This window comes from Bradyrhizobium sp. Ken64, assembly GCF_055807555.1.
The window spans coordinates 225007-242990 of the sequence record NZ_JBVVPA010000004.1 but is presented as its reverse complement, the minus strand read 5'-3'; the positions used below and the strand labels follow the sequence as shown (position 1 = coordinate 242990).

15 protein-coding genes are annotated in these 17984 nt (G+C 64.6%); 2 read left to right on the top strand and 13 right to left on the bottom strand.

What is annotated here, in order from left to right:
• Positions 1–71 precede the first annotated feature (71 nt).
• Together AC0L2F_RS09275 and AC0L2F_RS09270 are read left to right on the top strand one after the other, a co-directional pair.
• On the top strand, positions 72–1856 hold the full coding sequence (locus AC0L2F_RS09275) for an acyl-CoA dehydrogenase family protein (protein ID WP_473248186.1): 1785 nt from the start codon (positions 72–74) through the stop codon (positions 1854–1856).
• 43 nt (positions 1857–1899) lie between these two features.
• On the top strand, positions 1900–2988 hold the full coding sequence (locus tag AC0L2F_RS09270; protein ID WP_027570101.1) for a Zn-dependent alcohol dehydrogenase: 1089 nt from the start codon (positions 1900–1902) through the stop codon (positions 2986–2988).
• Positions 2989–3009: 21 nt separating this feature from the next.
• On the opposite strand, the gene AC0L2F_RS09265 is transcribed toward AC0L2F_RS09270, so the two are convergent.
• From AC0L2F_RS09265 to AC0L2F_RS09205, 13 genes are all read right to left on the bottom strand, one after another.
• Positions 3010–4386 (bottom strand): hypothetical protein, encoded by a 1377-nt coding sequence (locus tag AC0L2F_RS09265; protein WP_473248185.1) that lies wholly within the window; start codon positions 4384–4386, stop codon positions 3010–3012.
• 239 nt (positions 4387–4625) lie between these two features.
• Positions 4626–4901: a DUF1488 family protein gene (locus AC0L2F_RS09260; RefSeq protein WP_026233404.1), complete on the bottom strand. Its 276-nt coding sequence runs from the start codon at positions 4899–4901 to the stop codon at positions 4626–4628.
• A 77-nt stretch (positions 4902–4978) separates the two neighbouring features.
• Positions 4979–6457 carry an AMP nucleosidase gene (locus tag AC0L2F_RS09255; protein ID WP_473248184.1) on the bottom strand — a complete coding sequence of 493 codons (1479 nt, stop codon included), beginning with the start codon at positions 6455–6457 and terminating at the stop codon, positions 4979–4981.
• 178 nt (positions 6458–6635) lie between these two features.
• On the bottom strand, positions 6636–7970 hold the full coding sequence (locus AC0L2F_RS09250) for an HlyD family type I secretion periplasmic adaptor subunit (protein WP_007605181.1): 1335 nt from the start codon (positions 7968–7970) through the stop codon (positions 6636–6638).
• On the bottom strand, positions 7967–9712 hold the full coding sequence (locus AC0L2F_RS09245) for a type I secretion system permease/ATPase (RefSeq protein ID WP_063994601.1): 1746 nt from the start codon (positions 9710–9712) through the stop codon (positions 7967–7969). The genes AC0L2F_RS09250 and AC0L2F_RS09245 overlap by 4 nt, the downstream gene beginning before the upstream one ends.
• A 260-nt stretch (positions 9713–9972) precedes the next feature.
• A complete protein-coding gene (locus AC0L2F_RS09240; RefSeq protein ID WP_007605178.1) occupies positions 9973–10242 on the bottom strand; it encodes a GlsB/YeaQ/YmgE family stress response membrane protein in 270 nt (89 codons plus the stop codon).
• Between the two features lie 97 nt (positions 10243–10339).
• A complete protein-coding gene (locus tag AC0L2F_RS09235) occupies positions 10340–11317 on the bottom strand; it encodes an ABC transporter ATP-binding protein (RefSeq protein ID WP_473248183.1) in 978 nt (325 codons plus the stop codon).
• Positions 11314–12729, bottom strand: coding sequence for an amidase (locus tag AC0L2F_RS09230; protein ID WP_473248182.1), 1416 nt, complete (start codon positions 12727–12729; stop codon positions 11314–11316). The genes AC0L2F_RS09235 and AC0L2F_RS09230 overlap by 4 nt, the downstream gene beginning before the upstream one ends.
• A complete protein-coding gene (locus tag AC0L2F_RS09225) occupies positions 12726–12923 on the bottom strand; it encodes a hypothetical protein (protein ID WP_473248181.1) in 198 nt (65 codons plus the stop codon). The genes AC0L2F_RS09230 and AC0L2F_RS09225 overlap by 4 nt, the downstream gene beginning before the upstream one ends.
• Positions 12920–13981 carry an ABC transporter ATP-binding protein gene (locus tag AC0L2F_RS09220; protein ID WP_473248180.1) on the bottom strand — a complete coding sequence of 354 codons (1062 nt, stop codon included), beginning with the start codon at positions 13979–13981 and terminating at the stop codon, positions 12920–12922. Before AC0L2F_RS09220 ends, AC0L2F_RS09225 begins: the two co-directional genes overlap by 4 nt.
• Positions 13982–13983: 2 nt before the next feature.
• Entirely contained in the window at positions 13984–14886 is a 903-nt protein-coding gene (locus AC0L2F_RS09215) for an ABC transporter permease (RefSeq protein ID WP_063996786.1), read from the bottom strand.
• A 208-nt stretch (positions 14887–15094) separates the two neighbouring features.
• Entirely contained in the window at positions 15095–16048 is a 954-nt protein-coding gene (locus AC0L2F_RS09210) for an ABC transporter permease (RefSeq protein WP_007605172.1), read from the bottom strand.
• A gap of 194 nt (positions 16049–16242) precedes the next feature.
• A complete protein-coding gene (locus tag AC0L2F_RS09205) occupies positions 16243–17901 on the bottom strand; it encodes an ABC transporter substrate-binding protein (protein WP_473248179.1) in 1659 nt (552 codons plus the stop codon).
• Positions 17902–17984 lie beyond the last annotated feature (83 nt).

Genomic DNA, 17984 nt, shown 5'->3' with positions numbered 1-17984 from the left:
CGACATCATCTCAAGCGGCAAGCGCCAAATCGGCGCAAAATGACCGCAAGGCGGAAACGAAGAGGACGATCATGCACAAGCCGGCCCCCGCGGAGGCAAAACAGGTCGCGGCCGCACCATCCGGACTGCTGGCTCCCGACACCACCGGCATGAATTTCTACCGCGCCGACCAAGCCCTCACCGATCTCCTGCGCATTCATCTGCCGGAGACGCTATTCCGTCACATCGAGCCGCATCTCGATCGCCTGGGTGAACTCGCCGGCGGACATCTCGACGACTGCGCGCGGCTCGCCGACCGGCACACCCCGGTGCTGCACCAGCGCGACAAGTTCGGCCGCGACGTGCAGTGGATCGAATACCATCCCGCCTATCGCGAATTGGAGAACGCGGCCTTCGGCGAGTTCGGCATCCACGCGCTCTCGATCCGCAAGGGCATCATGGGCTGGCCGGACAAATATCCCGTCGTCGCCAAGCACGCCTTCACCTTCCTGTTCAACCAGACCGAATTCGGCATGGGTTGCCCGATCAACGTCACCGATGGCTGCGCCAAGCTGCTCGCGAATTTCGGCAGCGACGCGCTGAAGGCGAAATATCTCGACGGCCTGACCCAGACCGACATGAGCAAGCTGACGCAAGGCGGCCAGTTCATGACCGAGAAGGAAGGCGGCTCCGACGTCGGCACGCTGACGACGACGGCGGTGCAGGACGGCGACCATTGGCGCCTCTCCGGCGAAAAATGGTTCTGCTCCAACGCCGACGCAAAAGTCGTTATGCTGCTGGCGCGCCCCGAAGGCGCCGGCCCCGGCACGCGCGGCGTCGGTCTGTTTCTGATGCCGCGCTTCCTCGACGACGGTTCGCAGAACCACTACCGGATCGTGCGTCTGAAGGACAAGCTCGGCACGCGCTCGATGGCCTCGGGTGAAATCAAGCTCGAAGGCGCGATCGCCTACGCGGTCGGCAAGCTCGACCGCGGCTTCGTGCAGATGGCCGAGATGGTGAACTCGTCGCGGCTTTCAAATGGCGTCAAATCCACCGCACTGATGCGGCGGGCCTACCATGACGCGATGACGGTGGCGAAAAACCGCGTGGTGTTCGGCAACCGCATCATCGACCTGCCGCTGGGCCGGCGCCAGATGCTGAAGATCATGTTGCCGGTCGAGCAGGCGTTGTCGATGAGCTTTCTCACTGCGGACGCGCTCGACCGCGCCGAGGCCGGCAGCCAGGATGCGGCCGCACTGCTGCGCATCCTGACGCCGACCTTGAAATTCCGCGCCACCCGCGATGCGCGAAAGGTCTGCGGCGATGCGATCGAGATGCGCGGCGGCATCGGCTATATCGAGGAATTCGCGACCGCCCGCCTGCTCCGCGACGCGCATCTCGGTTCGGTCTGGGAAGGCACCGGCAACATCGTCGCGATCGATGCGCTGAGGCGCGCGGTCGGCCGCCACGGCGCCGAATCCGCGCTCGCCGCCGATCTGCACGCCCGCCTCGATGACAGCCCCTCGGTGCCGCAGGCCTGGCGCGACCGGCTACACACCCTCACCAACCGCGCGGTCGGCTTCGCACGCGAGGTCGCGGGAAAGGCCGACAACGAGGCCGATGCGCGCCGCGCCACGAGCCTGCTCTATCATGTCGCCAGCGCCGTCGCGCTCGCTTGGGAGGCGCATCGTATTCACGACATGCGCGGCGATGCGCGAAGGCTGTTGTTGTCGCGGCTGGTCATCGATCACCGGGTGTTGCCGAGCGATCCGTTCCGGCTGACGGAAAATGCCGCGCAGCAGAAGATCGCCGCGCTGCTGCTCGGCGATCGTGATGCCGGCATGAGCGAGGTTGGCGAACTGGTCCTGGCAGCGTAGGCTGCACCCGCGTTCAAAGCAAAAAAGCGATAGGGAGTGCTCGATGAAGGCCGCCGTCCTCCATGAAGTCAACAAGCCCCTGGTCATCGAGGATGTCAGCCTGCCGAAGCCCGGCCCGCGCGAGGTCCTGATCCGGACCTCGGTCGCAGGTCTCTGCCACTCCGATCTGCACTTCATGGAAGGCCTTTATCCGCATCCGCTGCCCGCGGTGCTCGGGCACGAGTCCGCCGGTGTCGTCGAGCAGGTCGGCTCCGACGTGACCTATGTGAAGCCCGGCGATCATGTCGTCACCTGTCTTTCGGTGTTCTGCGGCACCTGCGACAATTGCACCACGGGCCGCACGGTGCTCTGCACCGACACCACGGTGAAATTGCTGCCCGGGGCTTCCAACCGGATGCAATGGGCCCGCTCCGAGAAGCTGCATCAGTTTCTCAACCTGTCGTCGTTCGCCGAGCAGATGCTCGTGCACGAAAACGCGATCGTCAAAATCCGCAAGGAGATGCCGCTCGATCTCGCGGCGCTGATCGGCTGCGGCGTCATCACCGGCTACGGCGCGGTCGTGAACACGGCCAAGGTGACGGCCGGCGAGACCGTGGCCGTGATCGGGTGCGGCGGTGTCGGCATGGCTGCGATCAACGGCGCGCAGATCGCGGGCGCCGGTCGCATCATTGCCATCGACACCAATCCGGCCAAGCTCCAGCTCGCGACCAAGCTGGGCGCCACCGATATCATCAACCCCGCAGACGGCGACGTCGTGAAGCAGGTGCGCGATCTCACCAATGGCGGCGTGCATCATTCCTTCGAGGTACTCGGCCGCAAGGAGACCGCCGAGCAGGCCTTCGGCATGCTCGCTTCGGGTGGCACGGCCACCATCGTGGGCATGATTCCGTTCGGCCAGAAAATCGAGCTGCATGGCTTCGATTTCCTGCGCGAACGCAGGATCCAGGGCTCATCGATGGGCTCGAACCATTTTCGCGTCGACATGCCGCGGCTGGTGGATTTCTATCTGCGCGGCCGGCTGCACCTGGAAGACTGGATCTCGGCCAAGCTGAAGCTCTCCGAGATCAACGAAGGCTTTGCCAACATGAAAGCCGGCAAGACGCTGCGCAGCGTGATCATGTTTGACAGCTGATGGCTGGATGAAGCGGGACGCTCAGGATTGAGGCAACTGGTCCGGACCGGCCAAATCGCAACGCGACTGTTTCAGGAGCAGCAGCGCCGCAGCTGTGACGAGACCCGTGGCGAGCAGGTACAGGGGCGATACGCTCAAACCGGGCCCTTCGAAGACCAGATACGAGAACAATCCCGCGGTCGACACGATGAAGCCGAGCCAGACAAGCCTCGGAAAGCGAAATCCTCGTTCGCCGCGCCAAAGATCAAGCACGAGGTAGTACACGAGGAAGGTGTTGCAGAGTGCCGCCGGCAGCACGCCCAGGACGATTCCGGCTTCGAACGCGAGATAGGATAACACGCCATCAACCTGAGCAATTACCGCGAAGGGCAAATAGCGCGGATTGAGGCAGGCCAGGGCGATGGACGCAAGCTCGAATGCGTAGAAGTACCGCTCGTGCATCTTCGGGAGCAGATACGGCATGAGCATCAGCGATACACACGCGGCGAGCAGAATAAACTCCGGCCCCGTCCGTCGAGAGCGCGCGATGAAGATCGACAAGGCGAGCCCGCTCGCCGCCGCGAGCACCATGCCGACGGCAACTCCGATCGCGTACGGCATACCCCCGGCCAACACCCAGATGTTCGCTGCGTTCATGGTGAGGCGACCGAATGTATGGGCTTGGTCCAAATAGACCGCGAGCACGGACGCCAAGGATCTGCCGGCGACGACAACCGGAATGGCGAGAACCAGATAGATCCCGGGAACGGTGGCGAGCCATGCCAGGTAGATCCTGCGGCGCAGAATCATGCCGAGCACGAAGGGTCCCAGGAACACGCCCTGAGCCTTCACCGAAAAGGCCATCGCAAATGACGCAACGCCATTTCGGTCACGCATGAACAGCGCCACGGAAACCAACGTAAAGAAGGTCCAGATCGAATCACTCTCCGCCCACATTGCGCCGTTGAAGATCACCGTCGGTGCAAGCCAGATAGCGCAGAAGGCCAGGGAGGCGCGCAATGGTAGCCTTGTCGCTCGCCAGACGATCTGGGCCACAACGGTCGCGCAGCCCAACTCGAACACTGCCGAGATCGCTTTCACATGGGAAAGTGGCTCGCCTAGCCAATCAAATCGGGCGGCAATCAGCAGGAGATAGCTGTAGAACGGCGTGTAGTTGGTAAAGGCCTCGGCCAGCCCGGCGACACCGTGATCGCGCGCAAAGACATACCAGGGGATCAGATGCTGAATGGCGTCGTCGGTCGCGTGCTTCCGGGCAAAGTAGCGGAGCGCAAGGCCCACGAGTCCGCATCCGATCGCTACGGCAATTGCGAGCCGCCAACTGTTTGGCGGCGTCTTGTCCGGGTTGACGTCATGACCGGGCCCGCGGATCGCGTCGATTTCAACAAGGTCCTTTGTCACGCGATCACTCGTGAGGCTCCATTTTCGTGACCTAATCTCTACGGGTCATCAATTCATAGTCGTATAACGTCTGGTTTCGCAGGTCTTAAGATTGCCGCGAAAAGCTTGCTTGGTTAGCGAATGCTTTAGAGGAATGACGCTCATCGAAATGGCTGGCAGCGGGAAGGTAAGCCAGCAAGACCAGATCTCGACCACCCGATGAACTGCCCCGGAGCACGATTGCGGAGGCTGGAGCGGAACTACCGCTGCAAATGTCGCGTAAAGATCCGCACCACATGACCCCTGACCCGCGGCGCCTCGTCGTAGAGGTCTGAGGCGAGCCGCTCGATGGTCTCGCGTAGCGACAAGAACTGGGCCTGCCGCGCGCTGCTTTCGGTGCCCTGCATGCCCGCAAGCTCATCCATCGCGGCGTCGCTGATCTGGCATTGCACGACCTCGCCGTCGTTCAGCATGGTGAAGCGAAAGGCGAGCCGTTCGAGATCATGGCCAATGATCCTGTCGCGCATGAGTGGCATCAAGTCGTCCCGGTCGACCCCCGCGCCGAAAATGCCGAAAATCCCGCTGCTTGTCAGCAGCAAAGGCGACCCTTCGCCTACTGGAACGCAACTTCGGCGAAACTGCGGAGCTTTCTCGAGTGCAGCCGCTCGGATTCCTGCTGCTTGAGCCGTTCCAGCGCCTTCAAGCCGATCTCGAGATGCTGGCCGACGCGGCGGCGGTAGAATTCGCTGGCCATGCCTGCGAGCTTGATCTCGCCGTGCAGAGGCTTGTCGGAGACGCACAGCAGCGTGCCGTAGGGGACGCGAAAGCGGTAGCCGTTGGCGGCAATCGCGGCCGATTCCATGTCGAGCGCAACCGCGCGCGATTGCGACAAGCGGCGAATGACATCGGGCCCGCTAATCTCCCAATTGCGGTTGTCGACGCTCGCGACGGTGCCGGTGCGCATCAGGCGCTTGAGCTCGAAACCTTCGAGCCCGGTGACGTCCTCGACCGCCTCCTCGAGCGCCACCTGCATCTCCGCGAGCGCCGGGATCGGCACCCACAGCGGCAATTCACGATCGAGCACGTGGTCCTCGCGCACATAGCCATGGGCGAGCACATAGTCGCCGAGCCGCTGCGTGTTGCGCAGGCCCGCGCAATGGCCAAGCATCAGCCAGGCATGGGGCCGCAGCACGGCAACATGGTCGGTGACGTTGCGCGCGTTCGACGGACCGGTGCCGATGTTGATCAGGGTAATGCCGCGATAACCCGGCGCGACCAGATGGAACGCTGGCATCTGCGGTGCGCGCGCGGGCGCAACGCCCGTCGTCGTGCCGCCGCTGCGCGTGATCACGTTGCCCGGAGCGACGAAGGCATCGAGGCCGGCCTCGCCAGCCTGAAGCCGCTGCTGGCAGAGCTGCGCGAAAGCGTCGACGTAGAACTGGTAGTTGGTGAAGATCACGAAGTTCTGGAAATGCTCTGGATCCGTGCCCGTGTAGTGGTAGAGCCGGCGCAGCGAGTAGTCGACACGAGCTGCCCGAAACAGCGACAGCGGCTCGGGCGCGCCGGGCTGAAGCTCGAAAGTGCCGTCGGCGATGGCATCGTCCATGGTGGCCAGATCGGGCACGTCGAACGCATCGCGCAGCGACCGTGTGACGGGCGAGTTCTCGCTGGTGGTGATGGCGGCTTCGATGTTGATGTCGCGGCGATAGGCGAAGTGAACGGGGATCGGTTCGCTGGACTCGCCGATTTCGACCGGGACACCGTGGTTCTGAATCAGCAGTCCGATCTGCTCAGTGAGATAGGTCCGGAACAGATCCGGCCGCGTGACGCTGGTCTCGTGCACACCCGGCCGGGCGACGAAGCCGTAGGCGAGACGCGAATCCAGCCGCGCATGCGTCGCGGTGGTGACACGGACGAAGGGGTAGAAGGCCCGCACCCGCGTCGTGATCGCCTCGCCGTTGACGTAAGCTTCGAACCGGTCACGCAGGAACTTCGTGTTGCGCTCGTAGATTTCTTCGAGGCGAGAGACGGCGAGGCCAGCGTCGGAAAAGGACTCGGTCGCGACGGAGGGTGGGGATTGGATGGATTGCATTGTTCGACGCCGGGTTGCTGGGGCTGAATCGAACTATAGCAAGAAAACCAAAGCAAGAAAGAAGCCGCCCGTCATTGCGAGCGTAGCGAAGCAATCCAGAAATCTCGCCGCGGAGGCAACCTGGATTGCTTCGCTACGCTCGCAATGACGAAAGGAGGCGAGGATGCGCCTTCGCGCGTCACTTCTCCCGGAACGCCCGCATGAACTGGTCGTGCAGCGGCTTCATCAGATAAGACAGCATGGTGCGGTCGCCGGTCTGGACGAAGGCTTCCGCCGGCATGCCGGGAATCAGCCTGGAGTCACCGAGCTTGGCGACCTCTTCTGCCGAGAGCGAGACGCGGATGGTGTAGTAGCTCTGGCCGGTGCGCTGGTCGGTGGTGACGTCGGGCGAGACGCGGCTGACGACGCCGTTGAGCTCCGGGGTGGTGCGCTGGTTGAAGGCGGACAGGCGCAGCAGCGTCTTCTGGCCAATCTGGAGCTTGTCGATATCGACCGGATTGACCTTGGCCTCGACCTGGAGATCGTCGGCCTGCGGCACGATCAGCATGAGGGCGTCGCCGGCGGTGATGACGCCACCAACGGTGTGCACGGTCGACTGCAGCACCATGCCGTCCTGCGGCGCGCGGATGTCGACGCGGCGAAGCTGGTCCTCGGCGGCGACCTTGCGCTCGATCATTTCGCCGATCTTGTCGTTGGTTTCGCGCAGATCCTTGGAGACCTCGCTGACCATATCCTTGTCGACCTGGATGATCTGGAGCTCGGTCTCGGTGATCTTGCCCTTGGCCTGCGCGCGCGAGGCGATGTATTGCGCGCGCTCGCCGTTGAGGCGGGCACTATCGCGTTCGAGCGTGGTCAGACGGGAGATCTGCACCAGGTGTTTGTCATAGAGATCGCGGACACCGATCAGCTCCTGCTGCACCAGCGAGATTTCCCTGTCCTTGGCCCGCTCCTGCGCGGAGAGGCCCTCGATCTCCTCGTTGAGCTGCTGGATGCGCTCGCGCAGCTGCGCCTTCTGGCCGGCGCGTCCGTTGACGCGGACGTCGAACAGCTTGGTTTCGGCGGAGAGCAGCGCCTTGACGTCGGGATCGTTGCCGCGATCGAGCAGCGCTTGCGGGTAGTCGATCCTGTCGATCCCGCGCTGCTCGGCCTGGAGCCGCGCCGCACGCGCCTGCGCGGCGTCGAGATTTTTGGTGACGATGGCGAGGTTAGCCTTGGTGACGGTGTCGTCGAGCCGCACCACGATGTCGCCAGCCTTGACCACGTCGCCGTCGCGAGCACGCACCTCGCCGACGACGCCGCCGGTCGGATGCTGGACCTTCTTCACGTTGGATTCGACCACGATCTGACCCGGCGCGATCAGCGCGCCGGAAATCTGCACCGTCGAAGCCCAGCCGCCGAGGCCGACCAGGAGGACCAGCACGATCCCAAGCCCGAGCATCAAGTGGAACCGGATCGACTGCCGTACGGTCCGCTTCGCGGCAGGCTTCGCGCCGCCGAGCGCCATCGTGCTCATGCCTTGGCTCCGCCTTCGCTGACGATCTTGATCGGAGCCGGCGGTGTCACGCGCGGCTGGAGCACCTGGGCGAGCACCTGTTCCTTCGGCCCGAAGGCCTGCATGCGGCCGTCGCGCAGCACCAGGATCTGGTCGACCGCTTCCACGCCGATCGGGCGATGTGCCACCACGACGACGATGGCGCCGCGCTCGCGCGCCGCACGGATGGCGCGGGTCAGCGCTTCGTCGCCTTCGGTATCGAGATTGGAATTGGGCTCGTCGAGCACGATCAGGAACGGGTTGCCATAGAGCGCGCGCGCCAGCGCCACGCGCTGCGCCTGGCCCGCGGAGAGCGCCGTGCCCTGCTCGCCGACCTGGGTGTTGTAGCCCTCGCGCATCTTGATGATCATCTCGTGCACGCCGGCTTCCTTGGCGGCGGCGATGATGCCATCGGAGGTGGCCTCGGGATCGAAGCGGCTGATGTTCTGCGCGATGGTGCCGCCGAACAATTCGACGTCCTGCGGCAGATAGCCGATATGGCGGCCAAGCATGTCCGACGACCACTGGTCGAGCGCCGCGCCGTCGAGCCGCACCTTGCCGCGAACCGGTTGCCAGACGCCGACCAGCGCGCGGATCAGCGACGACTTGCCGGAGCCGCTCGGTCCGATCACGCCGAGGCCGTTGCCGGCTTCGAGCGCGAAGGTGATGTCCTGCACGATGAGGCGCTGGTCGCCCGGCGGCACCATGGCGACGCCTTCGACCGAGAGGCGGCTGGTGGGCGCCTGCAGCTGTGTCGGCATCGCCTGCGCCGGCATCTGCTCCAATAGGCGGGTCAGGCGGTGCCAGCTCTGACGTGCCGCGACAAAGGATTTCCAGTGCGCGATCGCGAGGTCGACCGGCGCGAGCGCACGGGCCGAGAGAATCGAGCCGGCGATGATGATGCCGGCGGTCGCCTCCTGGTGGATGACGAGATAGGCGCCGACCGCGAGCACGGCCGATTGCAGCATCATGCGCAGCACTTTTGCGACTGCACCGAGACCGCCGGCGACGTCGCTCGCACGCTGGTTGCCGTCGAGATATTTTTCGTTGGCCTCGCTCCAGCGCGCGTTCATCCGGCCGGCCATGCCCATCGACACCATGACTTCGGCGTTGCGGCGGCTGGCCTGAGCGAGATCGTTGCGCTGGGCCGCGAGCCCCATCGCCTCGCGCGCCGGCTGGCGGGACATGAACTCGGTGACCAGCGTCAGCCCGACCAGGATGACGGCGCCGACCAGCGCGGTGACGCCGATCATGACGTGGAAGGCGAAGCAGATGGCGAGATAGAGCGGCAGCCAGGGCAGGTCGAAGAACGCGCTCGGGCCCATGCCGCCGAGGAAGGAGCGGACATTGTCGAGATCGCGCAGCGGCTGAAGCCCCTCGTTGCGGCTGCCGACCAGCAGCGGCAGGCGCACGATGGTGTCGAACACCCGCTTGTTCAAGGCTTCGTCCAGGGCGGTGCCGACCCGGCCCAGGATCCGGTTGCGGATCATGTCCAGCACGCCCTGCGCCATGTAGAGGAAACTGGCGAGGACGATCAGGCCGACCAGGGTCGGAATGCTGCGGCTCGGCAGCACCCGGTCGTAGACCTCCAGCATGAAGATCGACCCGGTCAGATAGAGCAGGTTGATCATGCAGCTCATCAAGCCGACGCCGACGAACGCCGTGCGACAGGCGCGCAGCGCATCACCGAGCTCTGAGCGGCGGACGCCGGGAACGGCTGCCATCAGTCTGATCTCTTTCGGGTAGGGGCCAAAGTCCCTGATTTCAAAGGCAAATTCAGGAGTAATTGACCCGGATTAACATCGCGTTTGCGCTCATCGCCCAACGCAGTCGAACACCCGGGACCCCTATGGCCCACATCACCCCCGACCGACCTTGCACGCAAGTCCGGAATCTCACGATCTTGCGGCTTTTTCTTGCAGACATGTCACCTCTCCCCGGGCGGGGAGAGGTCAAAAGTTCGATCAATTGAACCCGGGCGCCATTAGAACCGGCCGCCGCCGCGGACCAGCCGCACCACCAGCAGCAGGATGACCGCGCCGATGGCGGAATAGATGATCTCCGATATCAGCCCGGTGCCGATGTGAATGCCGAGCTTCGGAAACAGGAAGCTTGCCACCAGCGCGCCGGCGATGCCGACCACGATATCGCCGATGATGCCGAACCCGGTTCCGCGCACCACTTTGCCGGCCAGCCAACCAGCGACGAGGCCGACGAACAGGATGACAAGCAAGCCTTCATTCGAAATGTACATAAGCGAGGTCCCTCTCCATGAACGGTTCCATGGAAGCGGAACCGGGATGAACGAGGTCTGAATGCTGTTCCCCCGTTCCCCGCTTGCGGTCCAGGTATCACAACAGCGCGGTGACCGGCTCCGCCAGCACGCACCGGGCCGCCCGGCCCGGCCCGACCTCCACATTCCCGGGCAGCTGCTCCAGGCAGCGCGGCTGGGCAGCGGGGCAGCGGGGCGCAAAGGAGCAGTTGTGCGGCCTCTCGCCAAGCGACGGCGGGGTGCCGGGGATGGTCTCGAGCCGCTGTCCCCGCTTGGCCCCGTGGACGGTCGAGGCGAGCAGGCCCTTGGCATAGGGATGCACCGGCGAGCGGACGATGTCGCGAAGCGTGCCCTGCTCCACGATCTGGCCGGCATACATCACCGCGACCCGGTCGCAGATCTCGATGGCGACGCCGATGTCGTGGGTGACGAAGATGACGGACATGCCGAACTCGCGTTGCAATTCGCGCAACAGCAGCAGGATCTGGATCTGCACGGTGGCATCGAGCGCAGTGGTCGGCTCGTCCGCGAGCAATATCTTGGGACGACACGCGAGCGCCAGCGCGATCATCGCGCGCTGACGCATGCCGCCGGACATCTCATGCGGATAGGCATCGAGCCGGCGTGTTGCGGAAGGAATGCGCACGACCTCGAGCATTTCGAGTGCGCGTGCCCTGCCCTCCGCATACGACTTGCCTTCGTGACGCACCACGCTTTCGGCGATCTGCGCGCCGATGGTGTAGACCGGATCGAGCGCGAGCGCCGGCTCCTGAAAGATCATCGACACGGTCTGGCCGCGGAACGACGACAGCTGCTCGTCGTTCATGGCGAGCACGTCGCGGCCCATGACGTTGACCTTGCCCGTGATCTGCGTGCGCTTCTTAGGCAACAGGCGCATCAGCGCACGCAAGGTCACGCTCTTGCCCGAACCGGATTCTCCGAGCAGGCCCAGCACTTCGCCGTCGCCGAGCGAGAGGCTGAGATCGTTCACAGCATAGACCGTGCGCTCGCCGGTGAAGCGGATGTTGAGGCCTGAGATCTCGACGAGCTTTGTCATGACGGAAGTTTCGGCAGCCTGTCGTGGTAGTCGGTGGCGCGCTGGAACGCGGCGCCGATTGTGAGCAGCGTCGCTTCATCGAAGGATCGGCCGATCAGCTGCATGCCGATCGGAAGGCCGCTTTTGGTGAAGCCCGAGGGCACCGTGAGCGACGGCAGGCCGAGGTAATTCACCGGACGGGTGAACAGCGTCAGCCGCTGCAACAGCGCCGGCGCGTTCGGCCCGCCGCCGACGTCGCTCTCCTCGATCGTCGGCGCCGGGACGGGCGAAGCCGGTGCGATGATCGCGTCGACGCCAGCCGTTGCTGCATTGTGCGCGGCAAGTGCCGGCCCACGCCAACGCATCGCCTCGAGATAGGTGATGGCGGGGACCGCCAGCCCGTTCTGGAGCCGCATCAACACCTGCGGACCATAATCCTGTGGCCGCTCGATCATCCAGCGCTTGTGGAAGGCGGCGGCTTCGGCTGCAAGCACGAGCTGGCTTGCCGAGGACAATTGCCGCTGATCGGGCAGCTCGACCGTGACGATGTCGGCGCCTTCGCGCTTGAGGACCGCAATGGTCTCGTCGAGCACGCGCGCGACCTCGCCGTCGAGATCGTCGACATAGAAGGACGAGGGAACGCCGATCTTGAGGCCCTTCAACGAGCCCTTGGTCGCGCCGACATAGTCAGACAGCGGCTCATGACTGCAGGTCGAATCCTCAGGATCGGGGCCGGCCATCAGCGCCAGCAGCAGCGCGCAATCCTCGGCGGTGCGGGCGAGCGGGCCGACCGTGTCGAGCGACTGCGACAGCGGCATCGCGCCGGCGCGGCTGACCCGGCCGACGGTGGTCTTCAGTCCAGTGACCCCGCAGAAATGCGCGGGCATGCGGATCGAGCCGCCGGTGTCGGAGCCGAGCGCGGCATAGGTCAATCGCGCCGCGACCGCCGAGCCCGAGCCCGACGACGAGCCGCCGGTAATGTGCGCGACGCTCCAGGGATTGCGCACCGGACCGTAATGGGCGTTATGGCCGGTCGGGCCATAGGCGAATTCCGCGAGATGCAGCGTGCCGAGGCGAACCTGGCCGGCGTCCTTCAGCCGCTGCAAGGCGGTGGAGGTCACTGTCGGAACGAAATCGCGGCGGATCAGCGAGCCGCAGGTCGCGATGTGGCCTGCGTCGTAGTACATGTCCTTGTGCGCGAGCGGCACCCCGTGCAACGGACCGCGGACTTCGCCCTTGGCGAGTTCGGCGTCGGCGGCTTCGGCCGCCTTCAGCGCCGCCTCTGCCTCGATCGACATGAAGGCGTTGAGATGCGGCTGCCACTGCGCGATGCGATGCAACAGCGCGCGCGTCACCTCATGCGAGGACACCTGCTTCATCGCGATCGCGCGCGCGACCTCGGTGAGCGTCATCAATGCGGGCTCGGTGCTCATTTCGAGAGCTTCGCAGTCTGCGCGATCGGATAGAGCGCGGGCTCGAGATCGAACGGCAACGTGCCGGCAATGGCCGCAAAGCCCTCGAAGGCTGATCCGATGGAATTGGAGATGCGCGCCGCGATCTCGTCGTCGACGGGAACGCCGGCGACCTGTGCCGTCGCCTTGATCTCTTTTGTCGTCGGTCTCGTCATGCGGTTTCCTCCTTCGGCGCGCGGCTATGGCCTGACCCCGGGATCGCCATGTAGCACGCGGCCTCGTGGCCCATTCTATCGAGCGCGGTGAGTTTTGGTGTCGCATTTGCGCAGAGCGGCTCCGCAAACGGGCAACGGGTGTGAAAGCGGCAGCCCGAGGGCGGATCGATCGGGTTGGGCGGATCGCCCGTGATCGGCGGCGTCTGAGTGCGGCGGTCCGGATCCGAAGACGGCATCGCGGCAAGGAGTGCGCGCGTATAGGGATGTGCCGGCTGGTCCCAGACCTCGTCGACCGGGCCGAGCTCGACGACCTCGCCGAGATACATCACCAGCACACGATCGCTGATGTAGCGGACGACGTTGAGATCGTGGCTGATGAAGAGATAGGTCAGGCCGAACTCGCGCTTGAGGTCGGCAAGCAAATTGAGCACTTGCGCCTCGACCGACTTGTCGAGCGCGGAGACGGCTTCGTCCAGAATCACCAGACGCGGCGAGAGTGCCAGCGCCCGCGCGATGTTGACGCGCTGACGCTGGCCGCCGGAGATCTCGTGGGGGTAGCGGTTGGCGAAATTTGCCGGAACCAGGCCCACCTTGCCCAGCAGCTCGCGCGCCAGCGCGCGCGCGGCGCCGTCGGCCATGCCATGCACCTTCGGACCGAAGGCGATCGATTCCTCGATCGTCAGGCGCGGATTGAGCGAGGCGTAGGAATCCTGGAACACCATCTGCATGCCGCGGCGCAGCTCTCGCAGAGAGAGCGACTGGCCAACGCTCATGCCGTCATAGATGATGTCGCCGGTGTCGCGCGGCATCAGATGCATGAGCAGCCGCGCGGTGGTCGACTTGCCGCAACCGGACTCGCCGACGATGCCCACGGTCTCGCCCTTGGCGACGGTGAACGAGACATTATCGACCGCACGCACGGTACGCTTTGCGGCGAACAGGCCGCCACGAACCGGAAAATGCTTGGTCAGGCCGTTGACCTGGAGCAGCGGCTGGGCGACGCCGCCGAGGTCTTCGATCGGCTCCAGCATTGCGACCGACGTATTGGTTTCGCTCATGGCTAGTTCCTGATGTCCATGGCGCTACGCAGGCCGTCCGAGAGCAGGTTGAAGCAGATCGAGACCGCGAAGATCATCGCGCCGGGGAGCGCGGCGACCCAGGGGTTGACGTAGATCGCGGTCCGCAGGGTATTCAACATCAGGCCCCATTCCGGCTCCGGCGGCTTGGTGCCGAGTCCAAGGAAGGACAGGCCTGCCGCAAGGATCATCGAGACCGAGATCAGGCTGGTCGCGTAGACGAAGATCGAACCGAGCACATTGCCGAGGATATGAACGCGCATGATGGTGAACGGTCCCGCACCCGAGGCGCGCGCGGCATCGACGAAGTCCATGTTGCGCACGCCCGTCGTGACGCTTTCGGCGACGCGGGTGATCTGCGGCACGAACACGACGGTCAACGACACGATGGAATTGAGGATGCCCGCGCCCAGCGCGCCGGAGATCGCGATCGCCAGCAGCACGGATGGAAAGGCATAGAACACGTCGATCGTACGCATGATCGCGGTGTTGAGCTTGCCGCCGACATAGCCGGCAACGAGGCCGAGCGACGTGCCGATGCAGAAGGCGAGGATCACCGGCAGAATGCCGATGAGGAGCGACAGCCGGCCGCCATAGATCAGCCGCGCCAGCATGTCGCGGCCGAGCTCGTCGGTGCCGAGCGGGTAGCCTGATGTGCCGATGTGCCGAAGGCGGCGGATCATCGAGCCCTTGTAGGGATCTTCCAGACCGAGCCACGGCGCAACGATCGCGGACAGGAAGATCAGCAGCAGCACCAGTGCGCAGACCATGCTGACCTTGTCGCGCCGGATACGACGGCCGACGGTCGCCCAATAGCCGCGCGCCTTGGTCGCGGGCGCGGACTGAAGCGCCGCATCGTTGGTTACGGACAACGGAAGCTCGGTCATCAGCGAGCCTCCGTTAAGCATCGCGGAATTCGATGCCCATCAAGACGGCGGAGCACCTCTCCCGCGTGCGGGAGAGGTCGGCGCGCAGCACCGGGTGAGGGTTCTTTCCTCTTGGGGGTTCTCGATTGAGGAGACACCCTCTCCCCAACCCTCCCCCGCAGGCGGGGGAGGGAGCGCACCTTTTTCACGGTTCCAGCCTCGCTCATCGCTAGCCCCGCTTGATGCGCGGGTCGATCGCGGCTTGCGCGATGTCGACCAGCAGATTGAGGAAGACGAAGAACAGCGCCAGGATCAGGATCGTGCCCTGGAGCAGCGGCAGGTCGCGCTGGAAGATCGCCGAGTTGAGCAGGAAGCCCGAGCCCGGCCAGGAGAACACGGTCTCGATCAGGATCGAGCCGCCAAGCATGTAACCAAGCTGAAGTCCCATCACCGCGAGCGCGGTGGGCGCGGCGTTCTTGATGACGTGACGGAACACGCCGCGCTCATGCAGGCCTTTTGCACGCAGCGCCTCGACGAAGTCCTGGCTGAGAATGTCGCCGGTCAGCGCGCGCACCGTGCGGGTGACGATGCCCATCGGGATCACCGAGGTCGTGATCGCCGGCAGCACGAGATATTGCAAATGCGCCCAGTCCCAGGCCCAGGCGGCGGAGCCGCCGGATCCGGCGCCGACGGCGGGCAGCCAATTCAACTGGACCGAGAAGATGATGACGAGCACCATGCCGAGCCAATAATGCGGCACCGAAACGCCGGCGATGGCAAAGGATGTCGCCAGCTTGTCGATCCAGGTTTCGCGGAAATAGCCGGCGATCAGGCCGAGCAGGACGCCCATAGTAAAGCCGATGATGGCCGCCGCAATCGCCAGCGTGACGGTGTTGCTGACCGCGCGCATGACTTCGGCGAGCACCGGGCGGCCCGTGGCGATGGAATTGCCGAGATCGCCATGAAGCGCGCGGAGCAGCCAAAGCCCGAACTGCACCGGCAACGGGCGATCGAAACCGTAGGCGGTGCGGAGCTGGGCGGCGAGCTCCTGCGAGGCATCGGCCGGCAGCACGGCCACCAGCGGATCGCCCGGCGTGATGTGCACGAGCAGAAAACACACCAGCGCGACGCTGATGACGATCGGGACGACGTAGACGATGCGTCTGGCGATATAGGCGAGCACGTTGTTTCTTTTCTTCCCTTCTCCCCTTGTGGGAGAAGGTGGCGCGAAGCGCCGGATGAGGGGTTGTTTCCGCGAATGATACTGCGTCAGTTGAGAGGTCCGCTTTCGCGGAGACAGACCCCTCACCCGGCTTCGCTAAGGCGAAGCCACCCTCTCCCGCAAGGGGAGAGGGTGCAGCGAGTGCGCGGCGCGAATTATTGCATCGACACCAGCGAGAAGTCGATGAACCAGCTCTTCGGCTGCACGACGCCTGTCACCTTCGGGCTGATGGCGCGGGGGCCGACGTCGTGGGCGACGTAGAGGAAGGCTGCGTCGTCCACGGAGGCCGCGTGCAGTTCGGCGAGCGCGGCGTCACGCGCGGCGGGATCGAAGGTCTGCCGTGCCTTCTTCACGAGCTCGTCGAATTTTGGGTTGTTGATGAAACCCCAATTGTTCGAGACCGGCGGGGCCATGCCCGATTGCAGGAAGCGCACCAGTGCGAAGAACGGATCCATCGCCGCGTAGGTGACGTTGGTCGCGTTCGAGCCGTTGGCGCTGGGATCCTTGGCACCGCGGCGCCAATTGGTGAACAGCGTATTCCATTCGATGACGTCGAGCCGCACGTCAAAATAGCATTCGGCCAGCGCCTGCTGCAGATATTCGTTCATCGGCAGCGGCTGCATCTGGCCCGAGCCGGACGCCGAGGTCTGGGTCTTCACCGTCAGCTTCTTGTTCGGGCCGAAGCCTGCCTCCTGCATCAGCTTCTGCGCAGCCGCCTTGTCGTACTTGATCTCGAAGGTCGGCTTGCCGCGCCAGGGATGGCCGACCTCGAAGGTGCCGGTCGCCGGCACCATCAGCCCCGCGAGCAGGCCGTCCTTGAGGCCTTCGCGATCGACGCAGAGGTTCGCGGCCTTGCGGACGCGGATGTCGTTCCAGGGCGAGCCCTCGACGCGCGAGAACTGCCACGGCCAGACATGCGGCTGCTCGTTGGCGTAGAGCTTGAAGCCGCGCTGCTTCAATTCAGGCAACGCGTCCGGCGCCGGGGCTTCGACCCAATCGACCTGCCCGGAAAGCAGCGCTGCGGTGCGCGCATTTGCTTCCGGCATCGGCAGGAGCACCATCTTGTCGACCTTGGGCACGCGGTCCTTGTTCCAGTAGCTCGCATTCTTGACCAGCTCGAGCCGCTCGCGCGGGGTGAACGCGGCCATCTTCCAGGGACCGGTGCCGGCTGCATCCTTGGCGAACGCGGTCCAGGCCGCCTGCGACTTCGCCTTGGCGTCAGCGCCTTCTGCCTTGTCGTAGAAGTGCTGCCATTTCGCCGGGCTCGCCATGAAGAGGTTGGTGAGGTTGATCGGCAGGAAGCTGTCGGGCTCCTTGGTGGTGAGCTCGATCGTCATGTCGTCGATCTTCTTCGCGGATGCCAGCGTCGGCATGCGCGAGGCAGTGACGCCGACCTGGCTCGGATCGAATTGTGGCGCGTCCTGCTTCAGCACCTTCTCGACATTCCACACCACGGCGTCTGCATTGAACGGCGAGCCGTCATGGAAGGTGACGCCCGGCCGCAGCTTGAAAGTCCATTTGGTCTTGTCGGCATCGTCGACCTTCCACTCGGTGGCAAGGCCGGGGATCACCACGCTGGCCTTGTCGGCCGAGGACAGGTCCCAGCCGGTGAGCGCGTCGTACATGGTAAGGCCGGTGAAGCGGTTGCCCTCAAAGCCCTGATCGGGCTGGCCCAGCGTGCGCGGAATATCGGCAGCAGTCATGGCGATGCGCAGCACGGTTTCGGCACCGGCCGCGCGCGGCCACGCAGCTGCGCTACTGAGCGCCAGCAACGCGATCAGCGCCGCGCGGGTCTTGTTTTTGTTGATCAGCATTGCCTCAATCCTTTTTCCGGCTTCGATGACTAATTTTGATGCAAACGTATGCAACGGCTATGCCAATGGGGAAACTTTTTCTG